The sequence below is a fragment of the Bacteroidota bacterium genome (assembly GCA_036522515.1).
Taxonomy (GTDB): domain Bacteria; phylum Bacteroidota; class Ignavibacteria; order UBA10030; family SZUA-254; genus VBOC01.
In genome coordinates, this window is record DATDFQ010000056.1 from 44,992 (window position 1) to 60,304 (window position 15,313).

Annotated in this window: 12 protein-coding genes; 9 read left to right on the forward strand and 3 right to left on the reverse strand. The window is 57.8% G+C overall.

Annotation, left to right across the window (positions count from 1 at the left end):
- The first annotated feature begins 328 nt into the window (after positions 1–328).
- On the forward strand, positions 329–2,755 hold the full coding sequence (locus VI215_10775; GenBank protein HEY6192792.1) for a DUF5916 domain-containing protein: 2,427 nt from the start codon (positions 329–331) through the stop codon (positions 2,753–2,755).
- Between the two features lie 58 nt (positions 2,756–2,813).
- On the opposite strand, the gene VI215_10780 is transcribed toward VI215_10775, so the two are convergent.
- The gene (locus tag VI215_10780) at positions 2,814–4,088 is read right to left on the reverse strand and encodes a DUF6600 domain-containing protein (protein HEY6192793.1); all 1,275 of its coding nucleotides are present in this window, start codon (positions 4,086–4,088) and stop codon (positions 2,814–2,816) included.
- Positions 4,089–4,369: 281 nt separating this feature from the next.
- On the opposite strand from VI215_10780, the gene VI215_10785 reads away from it, so the two are divergent.
- The 5 genes from VI215_10785 to VI215_10805 all read left to right on the forward strand — a co-directional run bounded on the left by VI215_10785 (position 4,370) and on the right by VI215_10805 (position 10,577).
- Positions 4,370–6,091 carry a hypothetical protein gene (locus tag VI215_10785; protein ID HEY6192794.1) on the forward strand — a complete coding sequence of 574 codons (1,722 nt, stop codon included), beginning with the start codon at positions 4,370–4,372 and terminating at the stop codon, positions 6,089–6,091.
- The gene (locus VI215_10790; GenBank protein ID HEY6192795.1) at positions 6,088–6,405 is read left to right on the forward strand and encodes a hypothetical protein; all 318 of its coding nucleotides are present in this window, start codon (positions 6,088–6,090) and stop codon (positions 6,403–6,405) included. The genes VI215_10785 and VI215_10790 overlap by 4 nt, the downstream gene beginning before the upstream one ends.
- A 170-nt stretch (positions 6,406–6,575) precedes the next feature.
- Complete coding sequence (locus tag VI215_10795; protein ID HEY6192796.1) at positions 6,576–8,876, forward strand: TonB-dependent receptor; 2,301 nt, start codon at positions 6,576–6,578, stop codon at positions 8,874–8,876.
- Between the two features lie 165 nt (positions 8,877–9,041).
- Positions 9,042–9,302, forward strand: a complete 261-nt coding sequence (locus tag VI215_10800) for a hypothetical protein (protein HEY6192797.1) — start codon at positions 9,042–9,044, stop codon at positions 9,300–9,302.
- 21 nt (positions 9,303–9,323) lie between these two features.
- A complete protein-coding gene (locus VI215_10805) occupies positions 9,324–10,577 on the forward strand; it encodes an FAD-dependent oxidoreductase (GenBank protein ID HEY6192798.1) in 1,254 nt (417 codons plus the stop codon).
- A gap of 13 nt (positions 10,578–10,590) precedes the next feature.
- Here the strand turns inward: VI215_10805 and VI215_10810 are convergent, their stop codons facing one another.
- Both VI215_10810 and VI215_10815 read right to left on the reverse strand, forming a co-directional pair.
- Positions 10,591–11,208, reverse strand: coding sequence for a c-type cytochrome (locus VI215_10810; protein ID HEY6192799.1), 618 nt, complete (start codon positions 11,206–11,208; stop codon positions 10,591–10,593).
- Positions 11,205–12,554: a c-type cytochrome gene (locus VI215_10815; GenBank protein HEY6192800.1), complete on the reverse strand. Its 1,350-nt coding sequence runs from the start codon at positions 12,552–12,554 to the stop codon at positions 11,205–11,207. Before VI215_10815 ends, VI215_10810 begins: the two co-directional genes overlap by 4 nt.
- 316 nt (positions 12,555–12,870) lie before the next feature.
- Between VI215_10815 and VI215_10820 the strand changes: the two genes are divergently transcribed.
- The 3 genes from VI215_10820 to VI215_10830 all read left to right on the forward strand — a co-directional run bounded on the left by VI215_10820 (position 12,871) and on the right by VI215_10830 (position 15,059).
- On the forward strand, positions 12,871–13,524 hold the full coding sequence (locus VI215_10820; GenBank protein ID HEY6192801.1) for an XRE family transcriptional regulator: 654 nt from the start codon (positions 12,871–12,873) through the stop codon (positions 13,522–13,524).
- A 157-nt stretch (positions 13,525–13,681) separates the two neighbouring features.
- Positions 13,682–14,344 carry a response regulator gene (locus VI215_10825; protein HEY6192802.1) on the forward strand — a complete coding sequence of 221 codons (663 nt, stop codon included), beginning with the start codon at positions 13,682–13,684 and terminating at the stop codon, positions 14,342–14,344.
- 28 nt (positions 14,345–14,372) lie between these two features.
- On the forward strand, positions 14,373–15,059 hold the full coding sequence (locus tag VI215_10830) for a hypothetical protein (GenBank protein HEY6192803.1): 687 nt from the start codon (positions 14,373–14,375) through the stop codon (positions 15,057–15,059).
- The last annotated feature ends 254 nt before the right edge of the window (positions 15,060–15,313 follow it).

Below are 15,313 nucleotides of genomic sequence, written 5' to 3' on the forward strand. Positions count from 1 at the left end.
AATGCCTCGGACTTGGTAGCCGCAGCCTTTAGGCTGCGGTCTTTTTCCCGCCATGGCACAGCTCCTCGATCAAAAACCCGCAAGCTAAAGCTTGCGGCTACCGATACCCCGGCCGCAGAGCGGCCAAAAATTCCGTTCACACGCCGAGCGTGGGAACGAGACAAGATGCTGACCTGAAGCATGTCAGCATGACGAGTTGGAGAGGAGTGTCGCAAGAATCCGACACCACCGCATCGTGGTGTCGTTTGTTTATCACCCCCGCTTTGCGTATTTTCTTCCCACCGAAACACCCGAACAACAAACTCCCGGCAATGAATTGAAGCAATCCGTGTTCGTTCTACTGGCGGCCTCTGTTCTCTCCGCTGCGGCCGCGGTCGCGGGCGATAATCCCGCGAGCCTCCGGGCCGTCCGGGTGACGAGCCCTCCGCGCCTGGACGGAGTGCTCGATGACGACGTTTGGAAATCGGCCGAACCGGCATCCGGGTTCATCCAGCGAAACCCGGATGAGGGAAAACCCGCCTCGGAACGGTCTGAAGTCCGCGTCCTGTATGACGACGACGCCCTCTATTTCGGTTGCATGTACTACGACGCGGAACCGGAGAAGATCGTCGCACGCCTGACCCGCCGCGACAACGAGATCGAATCCGATGAAGCCTCCATCCGCATCGATTCCTACCACGATCATCAGACCGGGTACGAGTTCACGTTCAATGCCGCGGGCGTGAAGATCGACAAGCTGCAATACGACGATGCGGACCGGGAAGACGACTCGTGGGATCCGGTGTGGTACCTGCAAACGAGGATTACCGACCAGGGTTGGTGCGCGGAGATAAAAATTCCCTTCCGGATCCTGCGATACCGGACCGGGCTTCCCGACAGCGCTGAAAATGTCTGGGGGCTGAATCTCCTTCGCTATATCAGCCGAAAGCAGGAGGAAGAGCGTTGGGCCTTCACTCCGAAGAGCCAGAGCGGGTTCATCTCCCGTTACGGTCATCTGACTGGACTACGGGGGCTCCCCGATCCGCGGCAAATCGAAGCGCTCCCGTTCGTGACCGGCAAGCAGAGTTATGACCCCGCGACGGGCAACCGGGACCGGCGGCAGGAGACGTCTGGGAACGCCGGGCTCGACCTCAAGTACGGACTTTCGAGCAACCTGACGATCGATGCCACGTTCAATCCCGACTTCGGACAGGTGGAAGCGGATCCTGCGGTTCTCAACCTCTCGACTTTCGAGACGTTTTACCCCGAAAAGCGGCCGTTCTTCATCGAGGGAACGCAGATTCTTCACTTCACTACATTCGGCGATCAGAGCGGGCCGGGATTATTCTACTCCAGAAGAATCGGCCGGGGGATTTCTCCCGGCGAGGTATCGGTTCCGGCGGGCGGAAAGATCGAAGATCTCCCCGAGCAAACCACGATTCTGGGCGCCGCGAAGTTGACGGGAAAAACAAACGGCGGGCTTTCTCTGGGAGTTCTTCAGGCCGTCACAAAAGAAGAAAATGCGGTCGTGGTCGATGCTCAGGGCCGCCGCTCCGAGCAGCGCCTGGAGCCGCTCGCGGATTACACAGTCCTCCGCTTGAAACAGGATCTCTTTACGAATTCCAATGTCGGAATGATCTTTACTTCAGTGGCAAAAGACGGACGTCCCCCTTCATTTACCAACGGGTACGATTGGAACCTGAGATTTGCCCAGAACACCTACCTCCTGAACGGATTCCTCGCTTTTTCGCAGGCGACGGCTTCCGGCGACCAGCGCATCACCGGGGAGGCGGGAAAGGCGAATTTTGCAAAAGTGGGCGGGGAACACTGGCTCTGGTCGCTCTCGACAGACTTCACATCGAACCATTACAATATTAATGACGTCGGTTTCTTCTTCAGCCCCGACGACATCGGGTCGATCGCCTCGGTCACATACAAAGAGGATGTCCCCGGAACTGTCGTGAGGTCCTATAACGCCGGTGTCTTCTACCATCACCGTCACGATTTCGAAGGGGCGAATCTTTTCAGGGACTTTCATCTCAACACCAATCTTCTCTTCTCCAACTATTGGGGGATGAGCGCCTCCGCGGACGCAGATTTCGGGATGTATGACCACCGGGAAACCCGGGGAAACGGGTTGTACCGGAAGCCCGCGCGCTACGCGACAAACGTTTCTCTGTATTCGGATTCGCGCGGCCTTGCTGTCGTGTCGTTCGGTCAGACCTTCGCGTGGGACGAGAAGGAGAAGCGGGAGGCATCGACGTCCATCGGCCTCGATATCAACACTCCCTCCTGGATGGAATGGAACCTCTCCACAGGCATCGACCACGTAAGCCGGCTGGAAGCGTGGGCCGATACGATTCTCGTTTCGGGAACGACGCGAAGCATCTTCGCCGACCGGAGCACCGATCAGGTGAACTTTACTCTGCGAAGCACGATCACCTTTACGAGGGAGCTTACGCTCCAATTATACGGCCAGCTCTTTCTCGCAAAAGGGCATTATGAGGCGTTCCGGCAGCTGGCGGGGACATCGGATTTTATTCCGCCGGATCATTACGACCGAAACCGGGATTTCAACGGGCAATCGTTCAACACGAACGTCGTATTGCGGTGGGAATACCTCCCCGGAAGCACGCTCTTTCTCGTCTGGTCGCAGGCGAGGAGCGGCGGCGATGGGGAATACTCGTCGACATTTACCGACAACCTCGATGCGACATTTGTCCATCCTCCCTCCAATGTGGTCTTGCTAAAGCTGAGTTACTGGTTCAGCCTCTAAAAAAAAGGGCAACCCTGCAATGCGGGGTTGCCCTTTTTTTTGAACTTAGCGGCCGGAGTTACCCGCGTCTGCCGCGAGGCGGTTCGTCACGCCGTTCTTTCGGCTTCTCTCTGGGCGCTTCCCGTCCCTGGGGATTGCCGCGCTGGCCGGGGGCTGGTCGTACCGCCGGCATCCGCCGTTCCTGCGGTGCCTGCCGCGTTTCTTGTTGCCGGCGTTCGGGCCTCGGGGTTTCTCTCATCTGCCGTTCCCGCCCGTTGCTCCGGTCTGAAGGCCGGGGTGTCTCGATCCTTCGCTCTGGCGCCTGAGGACGTTCGACCTGAACGCGCCGTTCGACCCGCGTGTCGCGGCGTGGTTCCTGAGGCGTCTGGGGTTCGGCTCTTCTGCCCTGTTCCGGTGCGCGCTCGACCGGCGTTCGTTCCTGAATTCTTGTATCCCGCCGCGAATCGGGAGGGCGGACCGCAGGATTATCGGACCGGTCGCTCCGCCGATCAACGGGGCCGTCGAACGATATCGGATGTTCCGCACGCCGCGCATTCGGAGGTCTCACATCGTTTCCGCGAACCTGCGCATCCAGCCTGGGGCGGAAGACCTCTACGCGCTGGCGATCGCCATCCTTCATGAACCGTTCACCGTTGCCGCGATCACGGGCGATGACGTCGACTTTGTCCACACGCACATTGCCCCGCCGTTCCACGAAGTTCACGTCGATCCCCCTGTTGATGACACGATCGTTGTCGACGCTGATTCCGACGACCGACCGGGTATTACCGAAAATCCTTCGCGTTCGGTCGACCGGTTGAACGTAGTCGACCACCCGTGTCCCGCAAAAGTACCGGCCGGGTACGAAGTTCCAATAATTGTACGGCGTCGACCAATTGTCGCGGTAGGTGATTCCGAAGCTCACGTCGAACTCCGCGTACGGTGACAACGGCGCCCAGCCGATGTAGTCGTCGTCGTAACGCCATTCGACCCAGGCAGGACCCCACGTTTCACCCGGTACCCAGATCCACCCATAATAGTCGTCATAGTACCAGCGGCCGTAATGGTAGGTGGCCCATCCGAATGATTCATCGGAGACCCAATACCATCCGTAATCACTCCAAACCCAACGGCCGTACAGATAGGGTCGCCAGCCGTGCGATACGCCGAACGGTCTCCAGGCATATCCTGAATTGAAGTCGATCCATTCGCCGCGCCGGGAGAGCGAGGAGTAGAAAATTCCAAAATTTCCTCTGAACCCTTCGCGCCGTCCGAAACCGTCGAACGGGGGCTCGGATCTTGCCACCCCCGCCATGGTCGCCAGGGCAAAGAATAACACCAGTAATCGTTTCATGGCTGACTCCTTCTCTTAAAATTCATACTCCTTCCAGAGATGCGGCAAAGCGCGTGCCAGTGCCGGAAACGGCTTTATTCAACAGAATTTCGCTGTTTTTTGACCGTTTGTCCAAAAAATCAGTCATATTCGTTGATGAATAAAGACAACAAGCATATTGGGTAATTCGCAGTTGACTTTTTCAGGATATTCAGCTACGTTATGGCGGGTCGGGAAGAACGAGACCCTCCTCTTCCGAAACACGGAATTCAACCAACCACTTCTAAGCTTAAAGGTAACCCTTGAAAAGGGTCATCCGGCATTCATATCTCCTGTTCGCCGTGCTGTTGCTTCTTTCCCCCCGGGAAGCGCGTCCGCAGGCGTATGGCCCGGAGAACTTCCACTTGCTGGTGGGCGACATCGTGAAGCGCATCGTCACCGGCGAGCAGGAGTCAATCCCCCCGACGGCAAGCGACCTCCGTGAATGGCGGAAGGTGTTTTCCTCCCTTCACTCGCACACCTACGATAATTGCCGGAAAATACTCGCGAAGTATAATTACGTGCTGCTTGAAGTGTCGGACGGGAGAGGCGGGATTGCCTACGATGTCATCAGGGAGAACACTCCCGTCGTTCGCGGATGGGGAACGTTCATCTTCAACCGTAGCCAGTCGAAACGGCTGTATGTCCAGGTAGCGCACCCGTTGCGTGATGCAGAATCGGCGCCCATCGGAGCGGAGCTCTTCCGGCGGCTCGGCGCCGAATGGCTCCTGATCGCGGGAACCGACCGGTCGGGAGGATTTTCCGACGACGAAATCCCGAAAATGAACGAGAGGCTCTTCCAGCAATGGCATGAGATGCTGACAGACCTCATTCATGTGACTCTCTCGGTCCATACCTTTCCCTCACAGGGCTATCCCCACCCGATCGATACGACGGACGTCGTTGTGAGCAACGGCAGGACCTCGGATGAACAGTGGGGAATTTCGCAGATCAGCCTTGCACTTCGGGACACGCTCCGGAGGGCAAACCTCTCCTGCGCGCTTGCCATGTATGATTCGGGGTATGCCCGGCTTTCCGGCACCGGAAGCAGGCAGGGTACCTTCTCGAACGACAGCGTGGGATTCGGTCACTGGCTGAACCTGGAGTTTTCGGACCGGATTCAGAGAGATCAAATCGCCCGCACAAACCTGCTCGCGGCAGTCAACAGGGCGCTGGATGTCACCGGGCAGAAGGTCTCCCGGCAGATGAACCGGGCGTTCGGGCTGGTTTCCCCGAGGGTTGTGCGCGTCGATGCGCAGCACCCGTTGCTCTTTCCGCCCTCCGCAAGCGAGAACTACCGTATTATTTCGTTCAACAGCCGCGAGGTGAAGCACGATACCGTCGTGATCCGGGTTGGCGACTGGATGGACCTCAAGGAACCGTCCATCGCGAGCGCATCGATCTCCAGCCTCGATCCGCGCCAGGCGGATCTCATACGGCAGTTCGGATCGCGTTCCGCGCGCGATTCCCGGGGCGAAGCAAAAATTGTCGAACGTCCCCCCCCCACAGCCCGGTTCGGAGGCCCCGGCGCCGCCACCCAGCCCACCGGAAACGATAACGACCCGGCCGATGAACCGCTCCAGGTGCACCGCATTCCTCTTGAATCGGTTTTCGCATCGACCGTCACGAGCGATTATCACCCCGGGGGGGCGCAGTTTCAGTGGCAGGGCGCGGTCTACCCGGGCTTTTCTCCGTCGGGACCGGTCTTTCAATTTGCGGGAGGGGTGCCCCAATCGGGCGGGATCAATTCGCGCTCGAATCTCATGATCCCTCTTGTCAACAGCTCGTATCCCGCCGCCGGGGCGAAGTTCGTCGGCGTGCAGATGACGGCGATGCTGGTGAACCAGATTACACGGCTTGCGGAGGCCGCGCACGTTCAGCGCGATGTTACGCTTCTCGCAGAGCAGGATGAACAGGGAAAGTATTTCCTCAGGATCTTCCCGGGAAAGTCCTCCGGCCCCGAACCGGTGATGGTCAAACAGTGACCAGGATGGTGTTCTACCGGGCTCTCGCCCTCCTCGTTGCAGTCAACTATTTCGGATTCCGTACCGAGTTATTCGCGCGGGAGGTCGATGAAAACCATCCCGCCTATTTTAATCACTCCGCATTTTCAGCTCCCTCCGTCAATTGGGAGACGTACGACAAGGACAATGCCCCCAAGGCATTTGTCTTCCATGGAACGGCCCAGTTCGAGCTTCTCGGCACGCTTTCCCGGCCCGAACCTCTGACAGTAGAGTTCTACCCTCCGTATCGCCTCATTCAAGATAAGTCTCCTCCGGCACCCTTCCGTTCGGCATAGGCTGCCCGGAACCGCCGCACATTCGCGTGCGGGGTTCCCTGCCGGCCAGTTCATCCTACCAATCATTGCGCCCCGGTACAGAACGGCGAAATCGCCTGTCGGTTAGCATCGGCCGCCCGAACGTCCCCCGGTCGCAATCGTTCTCACAATATTGAAGAAGGGTTTATGCCATGCCAAACAGCGAATACCTGGTGCGTCTCAGACCGTTTATACCCGGAATGATCCTCCTGATGCTCTCCGTCGCCGCGGAAGCACGGACCGGAGGGATTCACGGAACCGTGAAGGGTCCGGCCGGACCAATCGTCGGCGCCACGGTCCGGGTTCTGGAACTGGATCGTGCGGCACGCTCGGACGGCAACGGCGAGTTTGCGTTCCCGAACCTGCCGGATGGAAACTACAGGGTCTTCGTTCGTGTGGTCGGGTACGCTTCTCAAACAAACTCGGTGGAGGTGCTGAATAACACCGCCGAGGCAGCCTTCACGCTGCATGAGTCGGCGGTCGAGATGGAGGAGGTCGTCGTCTCCGCCGCGCCGTCGGCCCGCACGGCGGATGAACAATATCAATCCGCCGAATCGAAGGCGATGGTGGAATTCCATGAGAGCCCCGGCTCGGGCTTTGCGGACAAGATCTCGGATCTCCCCGGCGTTGCGGTCCGCGGGATGGGCTCCGCCCCCAACCGCCCGGTTCTGAGGGGACTCTCCGACAACCGGGTGCTGATCCTGGAAAACGGTCTCCGGAACGGAGACATCTCCACGTACGATCCCGCCCATGCCACACCGATCGAAGCGATGAGCATTTCGCAGATCGATGTCGTTCGGGGTCCGGCGAGCATTATCTACGGTCCCAGCACGATCGGCGGGTTGGTGAATGTCATGACCAATACGATCCCTGCGGCGTCGACAAACCAGTTCTCGGGGACGGTCTCGCTCTCGGGGAATTCCGTGAGCGACGAGTACACAGGTTATTTCAACGGGGTGGTGAGCAGCGAGGGGCATGCGTTCGGGGTTTCAGGAGGCGGCCTCCATTCGCAGGACATTCGCATCCCGGAAGGAGTCTATAGCGACGGGATCCAGGATTTTACGCTCAGCCGCATCCCACAGTCGTTCAATCATTCGGACGAAGCGGGGATCGGTTACTCGTACCAGGGTGGGTTTGGAATGATCGGTCTCGGCGCAAAGTACTACGAGATGAACTATGGAATCCCGGGCACCCCTGCGAACGATAATTGGGAGACTCTCGAGGATCCGGCCGGAACTTCCCGGATAGCCCAGATCAGAAAGTCGATCGAGATGCGAAGCCTCTTCGATGTGGGGGGCTCGTTCGTAAAGCAGGCGAAACTGAACGCAAACTTCGTGGATTATAACCATTCGGAATACCCGACTGCGCAGGATGAGACGGGTGTCTATGACTTCCTCGCGACCCATTTTCACAAGCAGCAATTCAACGGGACCCTCCAGCTCCAGCACCAAAAAATCGACAAGATTGAAGGGACGCTGGGACTCTGGACCAATGTGGAGGACCTTTCTCTCGACGGCGATGAGCCTCTCGGTCCGAACTCGCTCACGACGGGGATCGCCTTGTATGCTTTCGAAGAGTACCTCTTGAACGACATGACCCGTTTCCAGGCAGGTCTTCGGTTCGATTATAATCACATCCATACCAATCCCGATCCGTCGTCCACCGATTCAGTCTTCCGGACCCTGGACGAGTCGCGCACGTCGAATGCGGTCACGGCCTCGCTCGGGATCCTCAACAGGTTGTCGAACGACCTGACGTTTTCGCTGAATCTTGCCCGCTCTTTCCGGGCGCCGACGGTCCAGGAGCTCTTCGCAGACGGCCTCGATGCCCCGAGTGGGACCTACACCATCGGGAGGGCGGATCTGAACTCCGAAACCGGGTTCGGTATCGACGCCTCGCTCAAGGGGAACACGTCCGACATGTCGTTCGAGTTGACCCCGTATGTAAATTTTATCGGCGACTATGTGTACGGATTTCTCACGGGAGAGGAGCTTCTCGGATTTCCGGTGCGCCGGTTTGCGGCGACGGACGCTCGTCTGATGGGGTTTGAGGCGAGCGCCATGGTCCAGGTTGCCCGGAATTTCGCGTTGAAGGCGAGCGCCGACTACGTGAACGCCGAAGACACGAAGCAGAGCGTGCCGCTCCCATTCACGCCGCCCGCGCGGGGGCTGCTCCGGGCGAGCTACCAGGACGAACGTTGGTCAGGATTAGTGGAATGGCGGTTGGCGGCGAGCCAGACGCGTCTCGGCGATGGCGATACGCCGACGGAAGGGTACGGCATCGTGAACATCGGGGCCGGGGTCCGGCTTCCCCAGGATGGCATCGTGCATAATATCAGCATCCATTGCGACAACCTGTTCGACAAGGGCTACCGGGATAACCTCTCCGTGATCAAGGACTTCCTGCCGCAGCCCGCGCGAGGGTTCCGGCTCAATTACGATCTGGTGTTCTAAGTTGTCATCCTGAGGAGCGCAGCGACGAAGGATCTCGTCGCCCGAATCGGTGAGATCCTTCGCTTCGCTCAGGATGACATTTCTCGTTCCGACGCTCCGCATCTTTTGTCCTTATTTTTTTATATATTTTGATGGCCTCATCACCATCATGCTCAAAAGGGTACCATGACAACGAAAGCGCCTTCTTCCGTCGCGGAATTTCCCGCCGAATCGCGGGAAAGAATCGCGTATTCGAGCGTCGCGTCGATTCCCACCGAAGAGCCCAACGATCGAAACCGGCTCGGGTATCACATCTGGCGGTGGATCTCGAACCGCGAAGGGACGCTCGAGGGAGCTATCGCCGAATCGGGATCGCGTATCAAGATCAGCCCCGCCGAGGCCGCCAGGATCATTCGCGAAGAATTGAAGAAGCAGGGGGTAGAATAAAACTTCCCTGACCGGCCATTCATGGGACACACCCATTCACCTCAGGTGGCCAGGCCGAATCTCACCATTCTGGGTTCAGGGTTCGGGGCGTTCAGCCTCCTCAAGGCGGTTGACGCACGAACCTACGACGTTGTCCTCATCAGCCCGCGCAATCATTTCCTCTTCACCCCGCTCCTTCCGAGCACCACGGTCGGCACCGTAGAATTTCGAAGCATCATCGAGCCGATCCGGACCGCCAAAAAAGGAGTGCGATACTACCAGGCCTCCTGCAATTCGATCGACGTGACGAAAAGAACCGCCGGGTGCGAGAGCGCTCTCGACGGCTCGGCCTTCACGATCACCTACGACAAGCTCGTCATTGCCGTGGGCGCCGTCGTGAATACGTACGGGATACCGGGAGTGGAGGAGCATGCGCATTTTCTGAAGGAAGCCGCAGACGCACGGCTGATCCGTCAGAAAATCATCGATTGTCTCGAGGAGGCGACGATACCGGGCCTTTCCGAAGAAGAGCGCCGCCGGTTACTCCACTTCATCGTGGTCGGGGGAGGGCCGACCGGCGTGGAGTTCGCGGCTGAGATGCACGATTTCCTGGTGGAAGACCTCCGGAGAGCCTACCCGGGCCTGACGGACGAGTTCAGGATCACGCTCCTTGAGGCCGCGGACCATATCCTGAGCACCTTCGACGCGGCATTGAGCTCCTATACGCTCGAGCATTTCCGGCGCCAGCGAATCGACGTCCGGACAGGTTCCGGCGTGGTGAGGGTCGATCGCGAATCGGTTCATCTGAAAGACGGGACTTCGTTCCCCTACGGGCTGCTTGTCTGGTCCACCGGCAACGGGGGTGCGCCGTTCGTACGGTCGCTACCGCTGAAAAAGGATCACAACGACCGGATTATTATAGACGAATACCTCCGTGTTCCGGGTTGTGACGGGGTCTATGCGCTGGGTGATTGTGCCACGCTCGAGGAGCGGAATGTCCCGGCTACCGCGCAGCTCGCGCAGCAGGAGGGACGTTATCTGGCACGCAGCCTGAACGCCCTTGCGAGGAACAAGCCTGTGCCTCCATTCCGGGAGAGGAATTTGGGGATGCTCGCCTACGTCGGGAGCAACCGCGCCCTCGCAGATCTCACCTCGGTGCGGGCCCACGGCTTTGCCACGTGGCTGTTCTGGAGGTCGGCTTACTTTACAAAACTGGTGAGTCTCAAGAACAAGGTGCTTGTGTTCTTCGATTGGTTCAAGGCCCTTCTCTTCGGCAGAGACATCAGCCGGTTCTGAGTCGGCTTCGCTCTTATTGCCCCTTATGACGGGCTACTTCGATCCCGGGATACATTTCGATGGTGGTGGTGTCATCGAAGGTTGCACCGGTAGCGTCTGCCGGGATCCCGTGGAACACCGGTTTCAGGTGGCGGAGATAGGTAACGATCGCATGCCGGTCTTCCTCGGTGAAGTTTGAGTATAAGGCCCACGGCATATCCCTGAAATGGGCAACCCGGCCCTCCGGCAATAATCCCGTCCGAAGAACACGTTTCGCCTGTTCGTCCGTCCGCCTCCCAAGACCGGTCTCTTTATCGGGCGTGAGGTTTCTCGTCACGAACGTGCCGAATCCCCGATAGACTCCCTGGTTCCCGCCCGCAAGGTACTCATCCCACTTTGGGCCTTGCTCCCCCAGGGGAGTGTGGCATCCGCTGCAGTCAACAGTCGTTACCAGATACTTGCCACGTTCTGCCAGGACCTTCTCGGCCGGGTCTGTGATCGAGTCAAGCGACGGAACCGGAGCGCCAGTTTGCTTCGTAAACTCTTCGGGGGGAACGAGCATAAACGGCGGAATGAAATAGAGGAATCCGAAGAATCCTGCCACTATCAGCACGGCGAGAACAATCCCCACCCACTTCAGTATCTTTTTCATGGCTGATCCTCCACGGTTGGCCGGTGTGATGGAATCATGTCGGAAGAAATGCCCTTTTCGCGTGTCGTCCCCGCATTTCCGGAATAGACACGAATGGGAAAATCTTTCTTTAGAATCAGAGCCTGGAATTTCCCCCACATGTACGAAAAGAACCCGGGCGATTTCGGATCGGGAATCTTGTTGTAGACCGGAGGCAACGTCCGGAGATATGCGACAATCGCATTGAGATCCTCCGTTTTCATGAGCGCGAATGCCGGCCAGGGCATGGGATAAGGAATCATGCGGCTTCCGTCGCGCCGCACCCCCTTCGTGATGAACGTTTTGATCTGATCGTCCGTCCAGGCGCCGAGCCCGGTCTCCTTGTCGGATGTAAGGTTATACGTTACGACATCATCGAACGGATAAAGGTTCATTCTCGTTCCGCCGGCAAGCCAGAGCGCTTCGATAGGGCTCCCATCCGCGTTCGCAGGCGTATGACAATACGTGCACCCGAGAGTACTGACGAGGTACTTACCCCGCTCGACGGGATGCTGTTTCGCCGCCTCATCCTGCATCGCATAGAGTGCTTTGATCTCCTCTCCGTTCATCGACCAGACAGGTTTCCTTGAAAGCGAGACGACGTAATTCGCAAGATCCCACATCTCATGGTCTGTGGCGGAGCCCAGGAACGAGGGCATCGGGGTTCCGTCGATTCCGGTCCTGAAACGGAGGTAGATGTCGGCGGATGTCGCACCCCCCCGGAACGTCCATCCCTCGGTGAGGTTCGTTGCATTGATGGAGTGTCCATCATCATCCTGCAAATCGGTTGCGATCGCATCCTTTCCCGCTCCATCGCTCCCATGGCACGAGGCGCATTCGAGCCGTTCGTAGACCTTCCTGCCCGAAGCAATGCTCGACGGTGATGCCGCCACCGGGGCACCCGGGTGCACCGCCTTTGGCGTTTCGTTCTGAAACCGGGGGGAGAGTGATTTGACATACTGGAGAAGCGCCATGAGCGAATCGCCGTTCAGAAATGGCTTCCAGTCGGGCATAGCGGTGCCATGAAGACCGTTGCGGATCGAATTCAGGAGATCGTCATCGGTGGGAATGCTCCCCGATTCCGTCGAACGGTACTTGAATTTTCCGGCTGTCAGATTTCTTGGCCGGGGTGTCAGATAACCCGAAGCTCCGCCGTCGCCCTTGCCATCCTTCCCGTGGCAGGATACGCATCGGGCATCGTAGATCGCCTTGCCCAGGACAATTTTCCCCTGTTCAGGCGGTGTTGGTGTCTGCCCCCTGCCCGTTTCCGCGATGAAGATCAGGGAAACAGCAAGCGGCGCAATGAGCAGGGTGTATCTTCCGGACATAAAGACTCCATTGCAAAATTTTGAGGTCGGCGGCGGAGGAGAAGCCCGTCCAATGTAGCAAACCCTGATGAGAAAACAAATGGGCCGGATTCGGGGGGGGCCGGTTTCAAGAAAAATGTCATCCTGAGCGGAACGGAGTGGAGCGAAGGATCTCCAATCGACAATCAATGAGATCCTTCGCTTCGCTCAGGATGACACTGTGCGCCGCCCCCACTTGACAAGAACCCTTAAAAGTCATATATTTGCATGGCGACAAATATGTCGCAGCATAAATGAAATCCGACAAAACTGGCGTAACCGGAGGGCATCAACCGAGATGAGATCGACACTGGGAGAACGTGTTCGGACCGCGCGTGAAAACAAGGAGCTCGATCAGCAAACCCTGGCCGTGAGGATCGACGTGGCGACGAGGACCCTCCAGCGCTGGGAGAAAGGGGAGCAGGTCCCCGACAGCAACTATTTGATGCGCCTCGCCAAGCAAACGGGTGTACGGCCGGAATGGCTCCTCACCGGTGAGGGGGAGTTGTACCCGCCCGTAAATTCGCCTGCCAATATCATCCCCCTTGTCCATGACAAATCGTTCAGGAAGGTGACCCTGGTCGAGATTCCGGTCCTCTCCTCCGTCCCGGCGGGGAAAGCGGCGGCTCTTTTTCACACCGAACAGGCAGAGCGATATGTGACGGTCGATAACATCAAGGATAGAAGCGCATTTGCGCTCGTGGTGAAGGGAAACAGCATGTCGCCGAGGATCGAAGATGGCGATATTGTGGTTGTAAGCCCCCAGCAGGAGGTGCACACCGGGGACATCTGCGTCGTCAGGGTCAACGATGAAGATGTGCTAAAAAAAGTCAAAATCGACGAGCAGTATGTCCACCTGATCCCCCTGAACACCAGCTTTGAACCGATGACCGTGCGAAAGCGCGATGTCATGCTGATTTGGAAGGTTGTCAAGGTTATTAAGAACCTCTAGATTCCCGCCATTTGAGCGGGTTCTTGCCCGCCGTGCCTACCCCGAAGGGCGCATTACGCGTGACGTGGACTACCCCTAGTGACTTCGATCACATACCCTCACTCCCTTTACTCATATCTTTGTACTGTATTAAATCAAAAGGAAGAAAAGGGGACAAATGGTCGAATACAGACAGAATACGAACGGACTGAAGTCATCGGCGGTCTACCGGAAGCCGTTGAACGTCGGGCTCGTCGCCAAGATCTGCAGAGTCAGTAAGAAGACCGTTCTGAATTGGATTTACCGTGATGCGATGAAGGCCTCGAGGACGTACGGAGGGCACTATCGCGTATGGCCCGCAGACCTGAAGGCGTTCCTGATCAAGTCAGGTCTGGATGTCCCGTTCATGTATGTCGACGACCGGCAGACAAAGTTCCTCATCGTGGACGATGACATGCAGTACACAATCCTGATGAAGGAAGCGATCTGCACACACTTTCCGAACGCCGATGTGATCACGACCGACGACGGATATGAAGCACTCCTCCTGATGGGGGAGCGCAAGCCGCACGTCGTGCTGCTCGATCTGAAGATGCCAAAAGTGGATGGTTTTCAGGTTCTGGAGCTTCTGAGGGCACGTAAAAAAGACAACATGCTTAAGATTGTCGTTATGTCCGCGTACCTCGACGAGGAAACGAGGGAGCGGCTGGAGGGGACGGTTGCGGATGAAGTATGGGAAAAAGGCAAAAATATCGATGAGATACTTCACGCCCTGACCGAATTGCTCGACATGAGGAGTAAGGCGCAGCTTCGCAACACGCTCCTCACACCCGTTCTCTAACAGCCATCCAACCAACCCGAAAATGGAAATGGTTCACATTCTGCTGATCGATACCTCATCGACGTTCAAGAAGCTCCTTGAGGCGACCTCCGACGGAGCCGAATCCGTCCAGTTCGAGGTGACTCTCATCCAGCCTCGCGGAGACGTGGAAACACTCAGCGAGGTGAGCCGGAAAGCGGACGCGATCGTCTTCGGCGAGAAGCTTCCTACCTCGACCGTCGTTCAATTCTCCCGGTCGGTTCGCGAGCGTGGAGTCCAGGCGCCGATTCTCGTCCTGACGAAGCAGAGCGAGGCCGGGGTGCCGAGGAATTATCAAAAGGCGGGTGTGGACGATATGTTCAACGTCGCAGAGATGAAGACGCCCCTCTTCTCATGGACGTTCATGAGCACCCTTCGGAATGCCCAGACGAAGAAGAAGGCGAAAGAGTTCGACACGCTCCAGGACCGTCTCAAGAGCGCAAACCAGTCGCTCGCATTCATCACGCACGAGATCAATAATCCACTGAGCGTCATCCGTCTCGCGTTGTACCACCTCCAGGTCGACGACGGCTCGAAGGGGCGGAAGGAAGCGCTGTTCCACATGCTGTCGGAAAATATCGACAAGGTGAACAAACAGCTCGAGCAACTGCGGAGCGTCAGACGGCTCCTCGGAAATGGTAGTTCCGGCTCCTCTCCCGATACTTCCACCGCGCGTCAGAAACAGCAGGTCGCGTAACCCGGGTCGCAGGATTCTCTAGGCCTCGGTAGCCGCAGCCTTCAGGCTGCGATCTTTTTTCCCGCCATGCCACAACTCCTCGATCAAAAACCCGCAAGCTAAAGCTTGCGGCTACCGATACCCCGGCCGCAGAGCGCCGCGATATGCATTCCCAAGCAGAGCGTGGGAACGAAGAAATAGCCCGAACCCCCACCGGCCATTTTCTTGTAAACCTCCCGGATTATGGCTACATTCTCACCGAGACACCTTTCCAT